The 19,365-nt window shown below is 62.8% G+C and carries 20 protein-coding genes; 1 reads left to right on the top strand and 19 read right to left on the bottom strand.

From position 1 onward, the window contains the following. Positions 1 to 29 precede the first annotated feature (29 nt). The 10 genes from motD to flhA form a co-directional block, all read right to left on the bottom strand. Positions 30 to 905: a flagellar motor protein MotD gene (gene motD, locus BM154_RS13705; RefSeq protein ID WP_139225460.1), complete on the bottom strand. Its 876-nt coding sequence runs from the start codon at positions 903 to 905 to the stop codon at positions 30 to 32. Continuing rightward, a complete protein-coding gene (locus BM154_RS13700; protein ID WP_074884729.1) occupies positions 905 to 1,645 on the bottom strand; it encodes a flagellar motor protein in 741 nt (246 codons plus the stop codon). The genes motD and BM154_RS13700 overlap by 1 nt, the downstream gene beginning before the upstream one ends. Then, the gene (locus BM154_RS13695) at positions 1,645 to 2,763 is read right to left on the bottom strand and encodes a protein-glutamate methylesterase/protein-glutamine glutaminase (RefSeq protein ID WP_074884726.1); all 1,119 of its coding nucleotides are present in this window, start codon (positions 2,761 to 2,763) and stop codon (positions 1,645 to 1,647) included. Before BM154_RS13695 ends, BM154_RS13700 begins: the two co-directional genes overlap by 1 nt. Positions 2,764 to 2,805: 42 nt before the next feature. After that, positions 2,806 to 5,067, bottom strand: coding sequence for a chemotaxis protein CheA (locus BM154_RS13690; RefSeq protein ID WP_074884724.1), 2,262 nt, complete (start codon positions 5,065 to 5,067; stop codon positions 2,806 to 2,808). Positions 5,068 to 5,078: 11 nt separating this feature from the next. After that, positions 5,079 to 5,867: a protein phosphatase CheZ gene (locus BM154_RS13685; RefSeq protein ID WP_074884720.1), complete on the bottom strand. Its 789-nt coding sequence runs from the start codon at positions 5,865 to 5,867 to the stop codon at positions 5,079 to 5,081. 19 nt (positions 5,868 to 5,886) lie between these two features. After that, entirely contained in the window at positions 5,887 to 6,261 is a 375-nt protein-coding gene (locus tag BM154_RS13680) for a chemotaxis response regulator CheY (protein WP_177345177.1), read from the bottom strand. Between the two features lie 197 nt (positions 6,262 to 6,458). Beyond that, positions 6,459 to 7,202: an RNA polymerase sigma factor FliA gene (gene fliA / locus BM154_RS13675; RefSeq protein ID WP_074884717.1), complete on the bottom strand. Its 744-nt coding sequence runs from the start codon at positions 7,200 to 7,202 to the stop codon at positions 6,459 to 6,461. Next, positions 7,199 to 8,029, bottom strand: coding sequence for a MinD/ParA family protein (gene fleN / locus BM154_RS13670; RefSeq protein WP_208609438.1), 831 nt, complete (start codon positions 8,027 to 8,029; stop codon positions 7,199 to 7,201). The genes fliA and fleN overlap by 4 nt, the downstream gene beginning before the upstream one ends. A 95-nt stretch (positions 8,030 to 8,124) precedes the next feature. Beyond that, positions 8,125 to 9,432, bottom strand: a complete 1,308-nt coding sequence (gene flhF / locus BM154_RS13665; protein ID WP_074884714.1) for a flagellar biosynthesis GTPase FlhF — start codon at positions 9,430 to 9,432, stop codon at positions 8,125 to 8,127. A 15-nt stretch (positions 9,433 to 9,447) separates the two neighbouring features. Then, the gene (flhA, locus tag BM154_RS13660; protein WP_074884713.1) at positions 9,448 to 11,556 is read right to left on the bottom strand and encodes a flagellar biosynthesis protein FlhA; all 2,109 of its coding nucleotides are present in this window, start codon (positions 11,554 to 11,556) and stop codon (positions 9,448 to 9,450) included. A gap of 250 nt (positions 11,557 to 11,806) precedes the next feature. On the opposite strand from flhA, the gene sodC reads away from it, so the two are divergent. Next, positions 11,807 to 12,328, top strand: a complete 522-nt coding sequence (sodC, locus tag BM154_RS13655; RefSeq protein WP_074884710.1) for a superoxide dismutase family protein — start codon at positions 11,807 to 11,809, stop codon at positions 12,326 to 12,328. A gap of 40 nt (positions 12,329 to 12,368) precedes the next feature. Here the strand turns inward: sodC and flhB are convergent, their stop codons facing one another. From flhB to BM154_RS13610, 9 genes are all read right to left on the bottom strand, one after another. After that, positions 12,369 to 13,505 (bottom strand): flagellar biosynthesis protein FlhB, encoded by a 1,137-nt coding sequence (flhB, locus tag BM154_RS13650; RefSeq protein ID WP_074884707.1) that lies wholly within the window; start codon positions 13,503 to 13,505, stop codon positions 12,369 to 12,371. Next, positions 13,505 to 14,281 (bottom strand): flagellar biosynthetic protein FliR, encoded by a 777-nt coding sequence (gene fliR / locus BM154_RS13645; protein WP_074884704.1) that lies wholly within the window; start codon positions 14,279 to 14,281, stop codon positions 13,505 to 13,507. The genes flhB and fliR overlap by 1 nt, the downstream gene beginning before the upstream one ends. Before the next feature lie 4 nt (positions 14,282 to 14,285). Next, a complete protein-coding gene (fliQ, locus tag BM154_RS13640; RefSeq protein WP_074884701.1) occupies positions 14,286 to 14,555 on the bottom strand; it encodes a flagellar biosynthesis protein FliQ in 270 nt (89 codons plus the stop codon). A 10-nt stretch (positions 14,556 to 14,565) separates the two neighbouring features. Further along, on the bottom strand, positions 14,566 to 15,351 hold the full coding sequence (fliP, locus tag BM154_RS13635; RefSeq protein ID WP_074884698.1) for a flagellar type III secretion system pore protein FliP: 786 nt from the start codon (positions 15,349 to 15,351) through the stop codon (positions 14,566 to 14,568). After that, positions 15,351 to 15,776: a flagellar biosynthetic protein FliO gene (gene fliO, locus BM154_RS13630; RefSeq protein ID WP_074884694.1), complete on the bottom strand. Its 426-nt coding sequence runs from the start codon at positions 15,774 to 15,776 to the stop codon at positions 15,351 to 15,353. The genes fliP and fliO overlap by 1 nt, the downstream gene beginning before the upstream one ends. Before the next feature lie 4 nt (positions 15,777 to 15,780). Continuing rightward, positions 15,781 to 16,251: a flagellar motor switch protein FliN gene (gene fliN / locus BM154_RS13625; protein WP_074884691.1), complete on the bottom strand. Its 471-nt coding sequence runs from the start codon at positions 16,249 to 16,251 to the stop codon at positions 15,781 to 15,783. A 57-nt stretch (positions 16,252 to 16,308) separates the two neighbouring features. Then, positions 16,309 to 17,283 (bottom strand): flagellar motor switch protein FliM, encoded by a 975-nt coding sequence (fliM, locus tag BM154_RS13620; protein ID WP_074884687.1) that lies wholly within the window; start codon positions 17,281 to 17,283, stop codon positions 16,309 to 16,311. Positions 17,284 to 17,298: 15 nt separating this feature from the next. Beyond that, positions 17,299 to 17,823, bottom strand: a complete 525-nt coding sequence (fliL, locus tag BM154_RS13615) for a flagellar basal body-associated protein FliL (protein ID WP_074884684.1) — start codon at positions 17,821 to 17,823, stop codon at positions 17,299 to 17,301. 247 nt (positions 17,824 to 18,070) lie between these two features. Continuing rightward, positions 18,071 to 19,348 carry a flagellar hook-length control protein FliK gene (locus BM154_RS13610; protein WP_074884681.1) on the bottom strand — a complete coding sequence of 426 codons (1,278 nt, stop codon included), beginning with the start codon at positions 19,346 to 19,348 and terminating at the stop codon, positions 18,071 to 18,073. Positions 19,349 to 19,365 lie beyond the last annotated feature (17 nt).

Here is a 19,365-nt window from a genome sequence, read left to right as displayed (position 1 = left end):
CTAGGCCTGGCCGAGACTAATTGCCCTATTCACGGGGCCGGCGACGGGGAATTGACGGCGCCGTTGGCAGGCGCCGGTACTGCAGGCCCTGCTGCAGGTTGCGTGCCAGCGCGCTGCATTGCCGCATCGGGCTGGGCATTGGCACTACCCACACCGCTTACACTACGCCGTACATCGAGATTGCGCGAGACCACCAGCACCACCCTGCGATTGCGCGCCCTGCCGTCCGCCGTGGCATTGTCGGCCACCGGCTGGAACTCGCCATAACCCACCGCAGCCATGCGCGACGGATCGACGCCATCCATGGCCAGCATGCGCACGATGCTCGCCGCACGCGCCGCCGACAACTCCCAGTTGGTCGGGTACTGGGCCGTCTTGATCGGCTGGTTGTCGGTGAAGCCTTCGACATGTATCGGGTTGCCGTAAGGTGCCAGGATCTTGGCGATTTTCTCGATAATCTCGAAGGCTTCGTCGTTAGGCAGTGCATCACCGCTGGGAAACAGCAACCCGGAGCTCAACTCGATCTCGATCCACAGCTCGTTGCCGCGCACCTTCAACTGGTCACTCTGCAGCAGGCCGCCAAAGGCATCGCGGATGCTGTCGGCAATGTTCTGCAAGGTCGAGGCGGCGATCTGTTGGGGCGCCGCCTCGTCGACCATCGAACGGTCCGGCTCGGTGGTGCGTGGTCGCTCGTCGCCCACCGGAATCGGCTTGATCGAACGATCCGGCTGATTGAACACGCCGGTCAGGGTTTCCGACAGGATCTTGTACTTGCCTTCATTGATCGACGAAATCGAATACATGACCACGAAGAAGGCGAACAGCAGGGTGATGAAGTCCGCGTAGGAAACCAGCCAGCGTTCATGGTTCTCGTGCTCTTCCTGATGGCGTCGGCGGGCCATGATCAGCTCATGAAGCCTTGCAGCTTCAACTCGATGGAGCGCGGGTTCTCGCCTTCGCCAATCGACAGGATGCCCTCCAGGAGCATCTCCCTGTAGGCCGACTGACGCAGCGCCACTGACTTGAGCTTGTTGCCGATGGGCAGCAGCACCAGATTGGCGATGGCCACGCCATAGATGGTGGCGACAAAGGCCACCGCGATACCGCTGCCGAGCAGGCTCGGGTCGGCCAGATTGCCCATGACGTGAATCAGACCCATCACCGCGCCGATGATGCCGATGGTCGGTGCATAGCCGCCCATGCATTCGAAGAACTTGGCAGCCTGGATATCGCGGCTTTCCTGGGTGTAGAGATCGACTTCGAGGATGCTGCGAATGGCTTCAGGCTCGGCGCCATCGACCAGCAACTGCAGTCCCTTGCGTGCGTAGGGGTCCGACTCGCCATCGGCCACTGCCTCGAGGCCGAGCAGGCCTTCCTTGCGTGCGGTCATGCTCCAGTTCACCACCCGATCGATGCCGCCAGCCAGGTCGATGCGCGGCGGCATGAAGATCCAGCGCGAGATGCTCATGGCACGCTTGAATACCGCCACGGGCGTCTGCAACAGTGCCGCACCGAGGGTTCCGCCGAGCACGATCAAGGCGGCCGGACCATTGAGCAGCGCCGCGACATGGCCGCCTTCCAGGTAATTGCCGCCAAGAATCGCGACCAGCGCCAGAATGACGCCGATCAGGCTCAGCACATCCATCAGAGGCAGGCCTCGACCAGATGGCGGCCGATATCATCGAGGGGATAGACCGCATCGGCCAGGTTTGCCTTCACGATCGCCATGGGCATGCCATAGATCACGCAACTGGCTTCGTCCTGGGCCCAGACCTGGCTGCCGCCCTGCTTGAGCAGGCGCGCGCCCTCACGGCCATCGGCGCCCATACCGGTGAGCACCACGGCCAATACCTTGTCGTTGTAGGTCTTGGCCGCCGAGCCGAAGGTGATGTCCACGCAGGGCTTGTAGTTCAGCCGCTCGTCACCCGGCAGGATGCGGATGGTGCCGCGCCCGTCGATCATCATCTGCTTGCCGCCCGGGGCCAGAATAGCCATGCCAGGGCGCAGGATGTCGCCGTCTTCGGCTTCCTTGACGCTGATCTTGCAGAGCTTGTCCAGGCGCTCGGCAAAGGCCTTGGTGAAGGCTGCCGGCATATGCTGGATCAGCACGATGGGCGTCGGGAAGTTGGCCGGCAACTGGGTCAGCACCCGCTGCAGGGCAACCGGGCCACCAGTCGAGGTACCGATCGCCACCAGCTTGTAGCTCTTGCGCTTGGGCGCCGCGCTGGCCGAGGTTGCACGCTCTGCCGGTGGGTGGCCGACGCTTGGCTGCGTACGTGTGGCGGGCGTGGACAGCGTGCTGGCGGGCCGGCTCGGGCTACCGCCGGCAGGCGGCGTCAGGGACGCCGTGCCGATCCCCCGGCGGTTGCTGCGCGAAATGCTGTGGACCTTCTCGCACAGCAGTTGCTTGACCTTGTCGGGGTTGCGCGAGATGTCCTCGAAGTTCTTCGGCAGAAAATCCACGGCACCGGCATCCAGCGCATCCAGGGTGACCCGGGCGCCTTCGTGGGTAAGCGAGGAGAACATCAGAACCGGCGTGGGACAACGCTGCATGATGTTACGTACGGCGGTGATGCCGTCCATCAACGGCATCTCGTAATCCATGGTGATCACGTCCGGCTTGAGCGCCAGCGCCTGATCGATGGCTTCCCGTCCATTGGTGGCCGTACCGACCACGGTGATGTTGGGATCGGAAGAGAGAATCTCCGAAACTCTGCGTCGGAAAAAACCGGAGTCGTCGACTACCAGTACCTTGACAACCATAAACACTCCTAAGCGGCGCGACCTAGGCCGCGCCGCGGACGATCAGAGACGCCGTGCGTAACGCTTGAGCATGCTCGGCACATCGAGAATCAGCGCGATACGGCCGTCGCCGGTGATGGTCGCGCCGGACATGCCTGGGGTGCCCTGCAACATCTTGCCCAATGGCTTGATCACCACTTCTTCCTGGCCGACCAGTTGATCGACCACGAAACCGATACGCTGGTTACCGACGGTAAGAATCACCACATGCCCTTCGCCCTGCTCTTCGTGGGCAGCCTTGCTGACCAGCCAACGCTTGAGATAGAACAGCGGCAGCGCCTTGTCGCGCACGATGACCACTTCCTGGCCGTCAACCACGTTGGTACGCGACAGGTCGAGGTGGAAGATTTCGTTGACGTTGACCAACGGGAAGGCGAATGCCTGGTTGCCGAGCATCACCATCAGCGTGGGCATGATCGCCAGGGTCAGTGGCACCTTGATGACGATCTTCGAACCCTGGCCCTTCTGCGAGAACACGTTGACCGTGCCGTTGAGCTGGGAAATCTTGGTCTTCACCACGTCCATGCCCACGCCGCGGCCGGACACGTCGGAAATCTCGGTCTTGGTCGAGAAACCGGGGGCGAAGATCAGGTTGTAGCACTCAAGATCGGTCAGGCGGTCGGCAGCGTCCTTGTCCAGCAGGCCCTTTTCCACGGCCTTGCTGCGCAATACGTCGGCATCCATGCCCTTGCCGTCATCGGTGATCATCAACAGGATGTGATCGCCTTCCTGCTCGGCGGACAGCACTACCCGTCCGGTGCGCGACTTGCCAGCGGCTTCGCGCTCCTCCGGGCTTTCCACACCGTGGTCGACCGCGTTACGCACCAAGTGCACCAGCGGGTCGGCAAGCGCCTCGACGAGGTTCTTGTCCAGGTCGGTCTCTTCCCCCACCAGTTCCAGGTTGATCTCTTTCTTGAGCTGGCGAGCAAGGTCACGAACCAGGCGCGGGAAGCGCCCGAAGACCTTCTTGATCGGCTGCATGCGGGTCTTCATGACCGAGGTCTGCAGATCGGCGGTCACCACATCGAGGTTGGACACGGCCTTGGACATGGCCTCGTCGCCGCTGTTGAGCCCCAGGCGCACCAGACGGTTACGCACCAGCACCAGCTCGCCGACCATGTTCATGATCTCGTCCAGACGTGCGGTGTCGACCCGCACGGTGGTTTCCGCCTCGCTGGCCGGCGCGGCAGCTGCCGCAGGCGCCGCTTTGCCGGCTTCCGCCTTGGCGGCCGCCGGAGCGGGAGCAGGCTTGCTGGGCTCCGACTTGGCTGCAGGTACAGCTTTGGCCGGTTCGGCCTTGGCCGCCGGTGCTGCCGCCTTGACCGGCTCGGGAGCAGCCGCCGGCTTGGCCACAGGCGCAGCGGCTGCTGCTACCGCAGGCGCAACGAACTGACCCTTGCCGTGCAGTTGGTCGAGCAGCGCTTCGAATTCGTCATCGGTGATTTCATCGCCCGACGCTGGCGCGGCGGCGGGTTCGACAACCGTGGCCGCTACCGGGACGACGTCAGGGGCGACGAACTGGCCCTTGCCGTGCAGTTGATCGAGCAGCGCCTCGAACTCGTCATCGGTGATTTCATCACCCGACGCTGGCGCGGCCACCGGCTCGGCAGCCGGCGGTGCCACCGCTGCAGCAGCCGGCGCCGCGAACTGGCCCTTGCCGTGCAACTGATCGAGCAGCGACTCGAACTCGTCATCGGTGATTTCATCAGCCGAGGCACTGGCAGGCGCTGGCGCTTCGTCGTCCAGGGCATCGAGCAATTGCTCGAATTCGCTGTCAGAGATATCAGCTGAAGGCTCGACCGTTGCCGCCACGGGTTCTGCAGGTGCAGGTTGCGGCTCTGCTACCGCGGCAGGTGCCGCTTCCGGCTCAGCGCCACCCGGCTCGGCCAGGCGCGCGAGCGCCGCCAGCAGCTGTGGCGAGGCAGGGGTCAGCTCGACGCGTTCGCGCACTTCGGCAAACATGCCATTGACGGCATCCAGCGCCTCGAGCACGACATCCATCAATTCGGCGTCGACACGACGCTCGCCCTTGCGCAGGATGTCGAACACGTTTTCAGCGATATGACAGCACTCCACCAGCTCATTGAGCTGCAGGAAGCCGGCACCGCCTTTTACCGTGTGAAATCCCCGGAAGATCGCATTGAGCAGGTTCATATCGTCCGGGCGGCTTTCCAGCTCTACCAGTTGCTCGGACAATTGCTCGAGAATTTCGCCGGCCTCTACCAGGAAGTCCTGGAGGATTTCTTCATCGGCGCCGAAGCTCATATGACGTGCTCCTAAAAGCCCAAACTGGACAGCAAATCGTCGACGTCGTCTTGGTTCGATGCGACATCATCACGCTTATCGGCATGAATCTGCGGACCTTCACCGCGGGACGGATTTTTTTCTTTGTTTTGCTCGGCACGTAGCTGATCGAGGTTGTGATCGATACCCGCGAAGCTGTCGACCTGGCTGGCCATGAGCACCAGCTTCAGCAGATTGCTCTCGACTTCGGTCACCAACTGCGTGACACGCTTGATCACCTGGCCCGTCAGGTCCTGATAATCCTGTGCCAGCAGAATGTCGTTGAGATGCCCCGACAGCTTGCTGGTGTCGCGCTGGCTGCGGGCAAGGAACAGCTCGATGCGCTTGGCCAGTTCACGGAACGCCTCGGCGCTCATCTCGCGGCGCATGAAGCGGCCCCAGTCCTCGCTGAGCGAATCGGCCTCGCTGCTCAGGTCATTGACCAGCGGCGCACTCTGCTCGACCAGATCCATGGTGCGGTTGGCCGCACGCTCGGTCATGGTCACCACATAGTTCAGGCGCTCGGTCGCATCGGATATTTGCGAAACTTCCTTGGCGTGCGGCACCCGGGGGTCGAGCTGAAAATTGACGATGGCGTTGTGCAGCTCACGGGTGAGCTTGCCGACTTCGAGGTAAAGCCCCCGGTCGCGCGCCTTGTTCAGTTCGTTGATCAGTTGTACGGCTTCGCCAAAATTACCTTGTTCGAGGCTGTCGACCAGTTGGCGGGCATTGCTTTTCAGGGTCGACTCGAGGTCAACCTCTTTAGAATCATCGTGTTCCATAACAACCTCGCGGCCGACATCAGCCGTTAACCCGCTCGAAGATTTTCTCGATCTTTTCCTTGAGCACCTGAGCGGTGAACGGCTTGACTACATAGCCATTCACCCCGGCTTGTGCGGCCTCGATGATCTGATCGCGTTTGGCCTCTGCCGTGACCATCAGCACCGGCAATTGCTTGAGGCGCTCATCGGCACGCACGGCGCGCAACAGGTCGATGCCCGTCATGCCCGGCATGTTCCAGTCGGTTACCAGAAAATCGAAGCTGCCGCTCTGCAGCATCGGCAACGCGGTGGTGCCATCATCGGCCTCGGCCGTGTTGGTGAACCCCAGATCACGCAAGAGGTTCTTGATGATCCGTCGCATCGTCGAAAAATCATCGACGATGAGGATTTTCATATTCTTGTCCAAGTCGACCTCCGTACAGTCCTAAAACGCCTACAACCATGTGCAGCGCTTAATAATCGTGAAACCGGCCTGGCAGAACGCCGCAAACCATTGCGCTCGGCTTTGCTGCGTTCACTGTGTGTCCAGCGCCCTGCTAATCCTGCGACCCGTTCGCACTGGCTCGACCAACTCCAGGCGCGAACAAATTCCTATGCCCGCCACTCCACCAACCGCGCTCGCAAACGCGCGGCACACTGGCTGTGCAGTTGACTGACCCGCGACTCACTAACCCCCAATACTTCGCCGATTTCCTTGAGATTCAGCTCCTCGTCGTAATACAGCGACAACACCAACCGCTCGCGCTCCGGCAGATTACCGATGGCATCGGCCAGCGCGGCCTGGAACCGATGGTCTTCCAGTTCATGGGAAGGTCCGTGATACAGGGAACTCGTGTCTTCCTGCAGCCCGCCGTTTTCGCCTTCCTGCAACAGGTCGTCGAAACTGAACAGGCGGCTGCCCAAAGTGTCGCCAAGAATGCCGTAGTAATCTTCGAGACTCAATTGGAGTTCGGCAGCAACCTCGTGATCTTTAGCGTCACGACCGGTTCTGGCCTCAATTTTTCGTATTGCATCGCTGACCATGCGGCTGTTGCGGTGTACCGAACGCGGCGCCCAGTCACCCTTGCGCACCTCGTCGAGCATCGCGCCGCGGATGCGAATACCGGCAAAGGTCTCGAAACTGGCGCCTTTGCCGGCATCATATTTGCGCGATGCCTCGAGCAGGCCAATCATGCCGGCCTGGATCAGGTCGTCGACCTGCACATTGGCAGGCAGGCGCGCCAGCAGATGGTAGGCAATGCGTTTAACCAGCGGCGCATGGCGCTCGATCAACTGATGCTGTGAATCTCGTGCTTGTGCCTTGCTGTACATTCGGAGTCCAGAGGCTGTCGTCATACAGCCGTGTCTGCAGTCGGTTGTTGCACCAGGCGCTCCACGAAAAACTCCAGATGGCCACGGGGGTTGGCCGGTAAGGGCCAAGCATCGACCTTCTGGGCAATCGCCTTGAACGCCAGCGCGCACTTCGAACGAGGGAACGCCTCATACACCGCACGTTGTTTCTGTACGGCCTTGCGTACCGATTCGTCGTAGGGCACCGCGCCCACATACTGCAGCGCGACATCCAGAAAACGGTCGGTCACCTTGGTCAGCTTAGCAAACAGATTGCGACCTTCCTGCGGACTGTGCGCCATGTTGGCCAGCACCCGAAAACGGCTCATGCCGTGGTCACGGTTGAGCAGCTTGATCAGCGCGTAGGCATCGGTGATCGAGGTCGGCTCGTCACATACCACCACCAGCACCTCCTGGGCGGCGCGCACGAAGCTGACAACCGAATCACCGATGCCGGCAGCGGTGTCGACGATCAGCACATCGAGGTTGTCGCTGATGTCACTGAAGGCCTGGATCAGGCCAGCGTGCTGCATGGGCGTGAGCTGCACCATGCTCTGGGTGCCGGACGCAGCAGGCACGATGCGGATGCCGCCCGGCCCCTGCAACACCACGTCGCGCAGGTCGCACGCGCCATCGATGACGTCGGCCAGGGTGCGTTTGGCGCTCAGGCCCAGCAAGACGTCGACGTTGGCCAGGCCCAGGTCGGCATCCATGAGCATGACGCGCCGACCGAGATCGGCGAGCGCCAGCGACAAATTCACCGACACATTGGTCTTGCCAACGCCGCCTTTGCCGCCGGTCACCGCGATCACCTGTACGGGATGCATACCCATGTTATCTACACACCTTATCTGACTTCACTGTGGGCTCGGGGCCATTGTGCGCTGCCGTGGCGAACACGACCAGCGCTTCGCTACACGCAACCCGTTCAACCGGCACGACGCGCGGGGTTCTGATACAGCCCGGCGAACATATCGGCCATGGTGTCTTCGCTCGGTTCTTCTGACGCCTGCAGGCCGACGGCACGGCTGACCAGCTGGTGGCTGCGCGGTACGTGCACATCATCCGGAATGCGCGGGCCATCTGCCAGATAGGCTACCGGTAGACGGTGGCCAATAGCCAGACCCAATACCTCGCCCATGCTGGTGGCTTCGTCCAGTTTACTCAGGATGCAGCCGGCCAGCCCACAACGCTTGTAGCTGTGGTACGCGGCCTTGAGCACCTGGGCCTGGCTGGTGGCGGCCAGTACCAGGTAATTGCGCGCGTTGACGCCACGACTTGCCAGGGCCTCGAGCTGCATGCGCAGCGCCGGATCGTTGGCCGGCAGGCCGGCCGTGTCGATCAGCACCACGCGCTTGCGCGCCAACGGCGCCAGGGCCTGGGTCAACGACTGCCCCGGGTCGACCTGGGTCACCGAGACGCCCAGAATCCGCCCCAGGGTCTTGAGCTGTTCCTGGGCGCCGATACGATAGCTGTCCATGCTCACCAGGGCGATGCTGGCAGCGCCGTACTTGAGCACGTAACGCGCGGCCAGCTTGGCCAGGGTGGTGGTCTTGCCCATGCCGGCGGGGCCGACCAGAGCGATCACGCCGCCCTCTTCCATCGGCTCTTGCTTGGGGGTCTGGATGGAGTGAGCGAGGTGCGCCAGCACCATACGCCAGGCTTTGCGCTGATCAGCAATCGAGGCCACGCGCTCGAGCAACACCCGCGACAGCTCCGCCGGTACCCCCATGCGCTGCAGGCGGCGCCATAGGGTGGCCTGCTGCGGCCGGCGGCTCTGCAGTTGCCCCCAGGCCATCGACCCCATCTGCATTTCGATCAATTCGCGCAGGCCATGCAGCTCGGAGCGCATGGAATCCAACGCCACCTGATCGACCGACGCCGCAGCGGGCTTCTGCTGTTGGCGCTGCAGCACGGCCTCCAGGCTGTCAGCTGCCGCAGCGGCAGGCGCAGCGCCAAACAGTTGGCGATCCTTGCCGGCATCCAGTTGGCTACGGGTGGTCAGCTCCGCCTGCGCCGACGCAATGCGCGACTGCGTCTTGCGCAGCTCGGCTTCCAGCGCCGGATTGGCCTGGCGCGCCGGCACCGAGGGAACCTGGTAATCGAGTGCGGCCGTCAATTCCACGCCACCGGCCACGCGGCGGTTGCCGATGATGGTCGCGTCGGCGCCCAGCTCATCGCGAACCAGCTTCATGGCTTGGCGCATATCGGCGGCGAAAAAGCGTTTGACCTGCATGGCCCGTACCCTCGATTAGTTCTGTCCCACCGTCGCAACGATGGTGACCTGCTTGTTGTCCGGAATTTCCTGGTACGCCAGAACATGCATGCTCGGGACGGCCAACCGGGCGAAACGCGAGAGCATTCCCCGAACCGGCCCGGCTGCCAGCAGAATCACCGGCTTGCCAAGCATCTCCTGACGCTGCGCTGCTTCCACCAGGGAACGTTGCAGCTTCTCGGCCATGCCAGGCTCCAGGAGGATGCCATCCTCGGAGCCCTGACCGGCCTTCTGAAGACTATTTAGCAATATCTGTTCCAACCTTGGCTCAAGGGTGATCACAGGCAGCTCCGGCTCTAGTCCCACGATGTTTTGCACGATTGCACGGGACAACGCGACCCGCACCGCCGAGACCATCGCGGCGGGATCTTGACTCCGTGGTGCGACGTTGGCGATGGCTTCGGCGATGGTGCGGATATCGCGCACTGGCACCTGCTCCTGGAGCAATGCCTGCAGCACCTTGAGCAGGGTGGACAGGGAAATCAGCCCGGGCACCAGCTCTTCGGCCAGCTTTGGCGAGCTTTTCGCCAGCAATTGCATCAGTTGCTGGACTTCCTCGTGGCCTAGCAGCTCGTGGGCATGCTTGTGAAGGATCTGGTTGAGGTGGGTGGCCACCACGGTACTGGCATCTACCACCGTGTAACCGAGCGATTGCGCCTGATCACGCTGGCCTGGATCGATCCACACGGCTTCCAGTCCGAACGCCGGATCTTTGGCGGCCACCCCGTTGAGGGTGCCGAACACCTGGCCCGGGTTGATTGCCAGCTCGCGATCGGGGTACACCTCGGCCTCGGCGACGCTCACGCCCATCAGGGTCAGCCGATAGGCATTGGGCTGCAGGTCCAGGTTGTCCCGGATGTGCACCGACGGCATCAGGAAGCCCATCTCCTGAGAAAGCTTCTTGCGGACCCCCTTGATGCGCGCCAGCAGTTGCCCGCCCTGATTGCGGTCGACCAAGGGAATCAGCCGGTAGCCAACTTCGAGACCCACCATGTCCACCGGCACCACATCGTCCCAGCCCAGTTCCTTGACCTCCTGAGCGCGCTGCGCCGGCAGCAGTTCCTGCTGGCGCTGCACCTCGATGACTTCGGCTTCCTTGACCTTGCGCTGCTTGTTGGCAATCCAGTAAGCGGCGCCGGCAGCGACCAGGCCCAGGCTGATGAACGACATGTGCGGCATGCCGGGCACCAGGCCCATGGCGATCATGATGGCGGCGGATACGGCCAGCGCACGCGGCGAAGCGAACATCTGGCGGTTGACCTGGGCACCCATGTCCTCGGCGCTGGATACGCGGGTCACCATGATCGCCGCGGCGGTGGACAGCAGCAGCGACGGGATCTGCGCGACCAGACCGTCACCGATGGTCAGCAGGGTGTAGATGCGCCCGGCATCAGCGAAGCTCAGGCCGTGCTGCAGCATGCCGATGGCCATGCCGCCGATGAGGTTGATGAACAGGATCAGCAGACCGGCGACGGCGTCACCGCGTACGAACTTGCTGGCACCGTCCATGGAGCCATAGAAGTCGGCCTCCTGGGCCACTTCGCTGCGGCGCTTCTTGGCTTCGACCTGGTCGATAAGACCGGCATTGAGGTCGGCGTCGATGGCCATCTGCTTGCCGGGCATGGCGTCCAGGGTGAAGCGCGCGCTCACCTCGGAAATACGCCCGGCACCCTTGGTCACCACCACGAAGTTGATGATCATGAGGATGGCGAACACCACGATACCGACCACGTAGTTGCCGCCGATCACCACCTCACCGAAAGCCTGGATCACCTTGCCGGCGGCGTCATGGCCGTCCTGACCGTGCAGCAGCACGACCCGCGTGGAGGCGACGTTGAGCGCCAGACGCAACAGCGTGGCGGCCAGCAGAATGGTCGGGAATACCGCGAAGTCCAGCGGCCGCAGTGCGTAGATCGCCACCAGCAGCACGACGATCGACAGCGCGATGCTGAAGGTGAACAGCACGTCGAGCAGGAACGGCGGGATCGGCAGCATGACCATGGCGAGCATGACCAGCAGCAGCAGCGGAATGCCCAGGTTGCCGTGACGCAGCCCCGCAAGGTTACTGCGAACGTCGCCAATCATCTGTGCTCGATTTAGTGCCACGTGGGTACCCCGACTGATTCAATCTTTTGACGTTCAGAACGCCTCTGCAGCCGGTATTGCAAGAACCCTTCCAACTCCACGCAAGCCCCGCACCAGACAGTTCGAGCGCGGGCGCCCAGATACCGATGAAACACTGCCGTGACGAAAACGCGAACCCCGCCGGCAAAGCCCAGTCACACCCTGTGAACCTATGGTTCGATTGCGATACATCCCACACAAGGAGAACACCATGAAACGCTGGATGATGGCCGCACTGGCCAGTTGCTGCGCGGCCGGCCTGCAAGCCGCCGATAAAACGGTCGAACTCAACGCTGTGGACGCCAAGGGCGTGGGCAGTTCGGTTGGCAAGGTGGTAATCAGCCAGAGCCCCTATGGCGTGGTATTCACCCCCGAGCTGCACGACCTGGAGCCTGGCGTGCACGGCTTCCATGTGCACAGCAAGCCCAGCTGTGACCCGGCGCCCAAGGATGGCCAGCCATCGGCTGCCGAAGCGGCTGGCGGTCATTGGGACCCGAAGAATACCGGCAAACATGGCCTGCCATGGGGTGAAGGCCATCTGGGCGACCTCCCTGCCCTGCTGGTGACCGCTGACGGCAAGGCCAGCCAGCCCGTATTGGCACCGCGCATCAAGAGCGTGGACGAGCTCAAGAACCTGTCGCTGATGGTGCACGCCGGTGGCGACAACCACGCTGACCATCCCAAGCCTCTGGGCGGCGGCGGCGCGCGCGTCGCCTGTGGCGTGATCAATTAGGCAAGGTGGTGCGGCCCGCGCCCGGCGGACTGCACCGGAGTCATTCGTCGCGCCGCAGGTCAGCCGGGATAGGTAGATCCTTCAGCGGCGCCGGGCGCTTGCCCTTGCCTGCCTGGTGCTGGCGAATCTGGTAGACGTACGCCAGTACCTGGGCGACCGCCAGGTACAGCCCGGCAGGGATCTCCTGGTCGAGTTCAGTGGTGTGGTAGATCGAGCGCGCCAGCGCCGGTGACTCCAGCAGCAGCACATTGTGCTCGGCCGCGATCTCGCGAATCTTCAGGGCGGTGAAGTCACTGCCCTTGGCCAGCAACATGGGCGCCTGCCCGGCTTCGGGGTCGTACTTCAAGGCGACGGCGAAGTGCGTCGGGTTGGTGATCACCACGTCGGCCTGGGGCACTGCCTGCATCATGCGCCGCTGGGTCATCTCGTGCTGCAACTGGCGAATGCGCTGCTTGACCTCCGGCTTGCCCTCGCTGTCCTTGTATTCGTCCCTGACCTCCTGCTTGGTCATCATCAGCTTCTGCTTGTTGTCCCAGAGCTGGAACGGCACGTCCACGGCGGCGATGAGGATCAATCCGAAAGACATCCACAGCGCACTCCAGCCCACCACCTGCGCCGAATGCATGATGGCCGACTCGAGCGGCTCATTGGCAATGGCCAGCAGGTCGTCGCGATCCATCGACAGCACCACCAGGGCCACCAGCAAGACCACGATGAATTTCGCCAGGGCCTTGACCAGCTCGATCAGCGCCTTCGTCGAGAACATGCGCTTGAGCCCGGCCAGCGGGTTCATGCGGCTGAACTTGGGCGCCATGGCCTTGGCCGAAAACAGCCAGCCGCCCAGGGCGATAGGCCCGACAATGGACATCACCAGCAGCACCACGAGCAGCGGAACCAGCGCCTCAAGCGCCAGCTGCCCGGAGGCGGCCAACCACAGGGCCATGCTGCGCTCATCCATCAGCACTTCACGCGTCTGGGAGAAATTGCCACGCATGATCTCCAGCATGGCGTTGCCGATCGAGCCGCCGGTAGCCAGCAAGCCGCCGGTGCCCGCCAGCATGATGGCAACGGTGTTGAGCTCGCGCGAGCGCGCGATCTGGCCTTTCTCTCGGGACTCCCGACGGCGTTTGTCCGTGGGTTCCTCGCTTTTGTCGGCACCACTTTCCGACTCGGCCATCAGCCAGCCCTCACCAGTTCACGCAGCATGATCAGAGTTTCGGACGCGATCGCCTGATAATGCGCAAGGAAGTCAGCCAGGGAAATCCACACGATCACCATGCCCAGCACCAGGGTGAGCGGAAAGCCTATGGAGAAGATATTCAGCTGCGGCGCCGCCCGGGTCATCACCCCGAAGGCGATATTGACCACCAGCAGCGCGGTGACCGCCGGCAACACCAGGATCAGCGCCGCGCCCATCACCCAACCGAGCTTGGTGGCGATCTCCCAGTAGTGCTCGACCTGCAGGCCGGAGCCCGGCGGCATGGTCAGGAAACTCTCGGCCAGTACCTCGAACACCACCAGATGGCCATTCATGGCCAGAAACAACAGGGTCACCAGCATGGTGAAGTACTGGGCGATCACCGGTACCGAGATGCCGTTGGCCGGATCGACCATGGAGGCGAAGCCCAGGCCCATCTGCATCGCCAGGATCTGCCCGGCGAGCACGAAAATATGGAAGAACAGCTGCAACACGAAACCAAGCATCACGCCGATGAGGATTTCCTGGGCGATCAGCATGAACGCCTGCAGGCTGATGGAATCGACCTGCGGCATCGGCGGCAAGGTGGGCACCAGCACCAGGCTGATCGCCAGGGCCAGGTACAGGCGCACCCGGGTCGGCACCAACTGCGTGCCGACGATCGGCATCACCATCAGCAAGGCGGCGATGCGAAACAGCGGCAGTATGAAGCTGCTGACCCAGCCGCCGATCTGCGCATCGCTGAGCTCGAACATCGCGTCAGCCGATCAGCTGGGGAATGTTCATGATCAGGTTCTGCGTGTATTCCATCAGTTGCTGCACCATCCACGGCCCGGCAACGATCAGGGTCAGCAGCATCACCAGCAGGCGCGGCAGGAAGCTCAGGGTCTGCTCGTTGATCTGGGTGGCAGCCTGGAACATGGCCACCAGCAGGCCCACCAGCAGGCTGGGCACGACCAGCAGCCCGACCATCAGGCAGATCAGCCAGAGCCCTTCTCGAAAAAGATCGACAGCGACTTCAGGGGTCATGTGAGCCTCGCTACAAGGTGCCGAAACTGCTGGCCAGGGTGCCCATGATCAACGCCCAGCCGTCGATCAACACGAACAGCATGATCTTGAATGGCAGCGAAATGATCAGCGGCGAGAGCATCATCATGCCCATGGCCATGAGGATACTGGCCACCACCATGTCGATGATCAGGAACGGAATAAAGATCATGAAGCCGATCTGGAACGCGGTCTTGAGCTCCGAGGTGACGAACGCCGGAACCAGAATGGTCAGCGGCGCCGCTTCCGGTGTGGCGATGTCGGTACGCTTGGACAGGCGCACGAACAGCTCCAGGTCGCTCTCGCGGGTTTGCGCGAGCATGAAGTTCTTGATCGGCACTTCGGCTCGCTCGATCGCCTGCTGCGCTGGTAACTGCTGATTCAGATAAGGCTGCAGGGCCTCACGGTTAATCTGGTCGAATACCGGCGCCATGATGAACATGGTGAGGAACAACGCCAGGCCGATGAGGATCTGGTTGGACGGCGTCTGCTGCAGGCCCATGGCCTGACGCAAGATGGAGAACACGATGATGATCCGCGTGAAACTGGTCATCAGCATGAGGAACGCCGGAATGAAACTCAGCGCCGTCATGATCAGCAGAATCTGCAGGCTGACCGAATACTCCTGCTGCCCCTCTGCATCGGTGCTCAGGGTGATGGCCGGAATCGACAGCGGATTGCTGCCCTGCTGGATCAGCGCACTGGCCGAGGGCGGCTCCTGAGCGAAGGCCATCGAGGCACCCAGCGCGAACACCAGCACGAGCAGAAATCGCAGCATCAGGACTTATCCTTCTGATCCTTGCCCAGCAGTTCCATCAGGCGCTGGGAGAACTCGGTGGAAGCCGGCTCGGCATCGGGCAGGTGAACCGGCTCGCCCATCACGTGCAGCGGATTGATGCGCCCGGGCGTGAGGCCGAGCAGGATCTGCTCGTTGCCGACCTGCACCAGCACCAGCCGGTCGCGTGGGCTCAAGGCCTGGCTGGCGACGATCTTGATCACCTTGGCGTTATTGGGGCCGAGGCGCTGCACGCGGCGCATCATCCAGGCCAGCAGGAAGATCAGGCCGATCACTAGCAGCAGACCGATCACCAACTGGGCCAATTGCCCGGCGATGCCACCACTGGAGGCAGGCGCCTGGGCGGCAGGTTCGGCAGCGAATACGAAACAGGGCAGCGCCAGCAGCGCGAGCAGGATTCTGTTCATGGCCTCAGCGCAGCTTCTTGATGCGTTCGCTGGGGCTGATCACGTCGGTCAGGCGGATGCCGAACTTCTCGTTGACCACCACCACCTCGCCATGGGCGATCAGGGTACCGTTGACCAGCACGTCGAGCGGCTCGCCCGCCAGGCGATCGAGCTCGATCACCGACCCCTGATTGAGCTGCAGCAGGTTACGGATGGTGATATCGGCGTTGCCCACTTCCATGGAGATGGACACCGGAATATCCAGGATCACGTCGAGGTTCGGGCCTTCCAGGCTGACCGGGTTGTTGGCCTTGGGCATGCTGCCGAACTCTTCCATCGGCGCCCGCGGCGCCGCCGGCTGGCTGGCTGCGCTGGCGGCCAGCATCGCGTCGATATCATCCTGCCCGCCGGCATCACCGGACTCGGACAGCGCAGCCGCCCACTCGTCGGCGAGCGCCTGTTCCTCGGGGCTGGTTTGTTCGTTCTCGTCTGCCATCGTTCAACCTCGGCTGGCGTTTATCGGTTTGGCCGCGCCTGGCGCGGCAGATTACGGCTAACGGTGCTGACGCTCCAGGGCGTCGAGCACCTGCAGGGAAAGATTGCCCTTATGCGAGCCAAGCTTGACCTTGAAGGACGGCACGCCGTTGGCGCGCAAGATCATGTGCTCGGGAAGCTCCACGGGAATCACGTCGCCTGGCTGCATGTGCAGGATGTCGCGGACCTTGAGCTGGCGCCGTGCAACGGTGGCGCTGAGCGGCACGCTGACGTCAAGGATGTCTTCACGCAGGGCCTTGACCCAGCGCTCGTCCTGGTCGTCGACATCGGACTGGAAGCCGGCGTCGAGCATTTCGCGGATCGGCTCGATCATGGCGTAAGGCATGGTCACGTGCAGGTCGCCGCCGCCGCCGTCGAGCTCGATATGAAAGGTCGATACCACGATCACCTCGCTGGGGCTGACGATGTTAGCCAGCGCCGGGTTGACCTCCGAGCCCACGTATTCGAAGTTGATGTCCATCACCGCCGCCCAGGCTTCACGCAGATCGACGAACGCCTGGTCGAGCACCATGCGCACCACGCGCAGTTCAGTCGGGGTGAATTCACGCCCTTCGATCTTGGCGTGCCGGCCGTCGCCACCAAAGAAGTTGTCGACCAGCTTGAACACCAGCTTGGCATCGAGAATGAACAGCCCGGTGCCACGCAAGGGTTTCATCTTCACCAGGTTGAGGCTGGTGGGCACGTACAGCGAATGCACGTATTCACCGAACTTCATCACCTGCACACCACCGACCGCCACATCAGCGGAGCGGCGCAACAGGTTGAACATGCTGATGCGGGTGTAGCGCGCAAAGCGCTCGTTGATCATTTCCAGGGTCGGCATGCGACCGCGCACGATCCGATCCTGACTGGTCAGGTCATACTGCTTGACGCTCCCGGGCTCGACGAACTCCTCGGTTTCCACCAGCCCGTCGTCGACACCATGCAGCAGCGCATCGATCTCGTCCTGGGAAAGCAGGTCTTGTACAGCCATCAGTGAACTCCTGCCCTATTGCAACACCAGGTTGGTGAACAGCACCTGCTCGACGGTCACCTTGCCGGTCTCCTTCTCGGCCAGTTGCTGCACGCTGGCAGTGGCCTGCTGACGCAGCATCTCCTTGCCGACCGGAGTGATCAAGGTGGCGAAATCCTGGTTGGAAAACAGCATAACCAGGTTGTTGCGCAGCACCGGCATATGCACCTTGAGCGCATCCAGGCCGGCCTGATCACGGGTCATCAGCGCAACACTGACCTGCATGTAGCGCGCCCTGCCGTTCTGGGTGAAGTTGACCACGAAGGCAGGCGTCAACTCTTCATAGATGGCCGGCTGCTTGACCGGCGCGGCGTTCTCGGCCTGCTCATGCTCGGCCTCGGGCTTGGGGTTTTCCTTGCTGAGGAAGAACCAGGTGCCACCAATAGAAGCGCCGACCGCCAGTAGCAATGCCAACACGATCACGATGATGAGTTTGAGCTTGCCAGGCGGCTTGCTGCCTGCTTCGGCAGCAGCGGCGGGTGGCGCGTTCTTCTTAGCCATGCCAAAAATCCGTCACGGAGCGGAGAACCCTCCGCTTTCAATGGGTTAAGAGCAAGTGTTATGCCAGCTCGCACGCCTGGCTGCAATCGCCAAGCGCGCCATGGTACGCGAAAGCTCGACGCCTGGCCCGGCCGCGGCGAATAACAGCCCAAACGAAATCACCCTGCCCGATTGACCAGGCAGGGTGATACGAAGTCTAGAACAGGCAAACGCAGCGCGCCGTCAGCGGCACCGCCGGGCGCCCAGGTCAGGCGTAGTAGTCAACCATACCTCGCCCAGCCCCCTGGGCCGGGTCGCGAATCTCGACACTGCCGATCACCCGATCATCGCTGTCGGTACCCGCTGCGCCGTCATCTGCCGTACGGCCACCGCGGCTACGCCCGTCACCCTCCTGACCCTGCCAGGCACGGCCCTGGGACTGATCGGAAACGTTCACGTCAGCCAGGTTCATGCCTTGCTGGGTGAACATCTCGCGCAAGCGGTGCACCTGACCTTCCAGCGCTTCGCGCACACCCGGATGAGCGCTGGCAAAGCTGATCTGGGTCTGATCCTGGTTCAGGCTGATGCGCACATCGAGGCGCCCGAGTTCAGCGGGGTCGAGCTGAATCTCCGCAGACTTAAGGTTCTGGCTGGACATCCACATCACCTTGTCCACTACCCCTTCACTCCAGCCGGTCTGGTGCATGGCCAGGGGCTGCCCCGGCACCACGGGAACCCTGGCCACCTGCGCGGTCTGCTGGCCGATGGCCTGGCTCAGCGCACTGAGCTTGCTGACGAACTGCTCGGGGGCGGTATCAGCAGAGCTTTCCTTGAGCGCCTCGAGTGCTTCGCCGCTGAGCTCGAGCGATGGCAGAGGCGTTACCTCGGTCGTATCACCTTCCAGGGAACTGGACTTCATGCCCATGGCCGACATGGCGCTGGCGAATGCCTGGCCACTGCTGGCCGATGCAGAAGCGGCGGCGCCGCCGGGAGTGCCTGTCGATTGCGCGGCGGCCTTCTCCTGCGCGCCGACCTCGAGCGCCAATTGCACGGCGGGCTGCTGGTTGAGCGCATCGATTTGCGGATCGAAGCTCGCCTCGGTCATGCTCGCCGGCGCGGCGCCGATCAGGCTGGTCGAGTCCACGGCAACCGTCGATGCCGGCGTCTCGGGCTCGCCCTCGACCACCACGGCCTCCGGCTCTGGCTGGAACAGCCCCAGCAGCACCAGCGGATCGACAGCGCCCTCCTCGAGAGTGGTCTCCTCGGGCAAATCCTTGCCGCTATCGGCAACCGCGGGCTCCGCGGCGGCGGCCGAAGCCGGGTCACTGGCGCCCGCCTGCGGGTCGGTTCTACCCTCGCGAGCACTTCTGGCGGCGTCGTCCTGGCGCTCGACGGCCTTGGCCTGACGCTCCTTGGCATACACCTGCGAGAAGCTGGAAGCCTCCTGCTTACGCGGTTGCGCTGTGTTCTGCGAGGTATTTGCCGGCGCAGCCTTGGGCTTGGCGGCAGGCGCAGGGGTCAGCAACAGATCAGGGGCAACGGGCATGAACGCTCTCCGCTTGA

The organism is Phytopseudomonas argentinensis (assembly GCF_900113905.1).
GTDB classification, from domain to species: domain Bacteria; phylum Pseudomonadota; class Gammaproteobacteria; order Pseudomonadales; family Pseudomonadaceae; genus Aquipseudomonas; species Aquipseudomonas argentinensis.
This window is presented reverse-complemented; position numbering and strand designations above follow the sequence as displayed.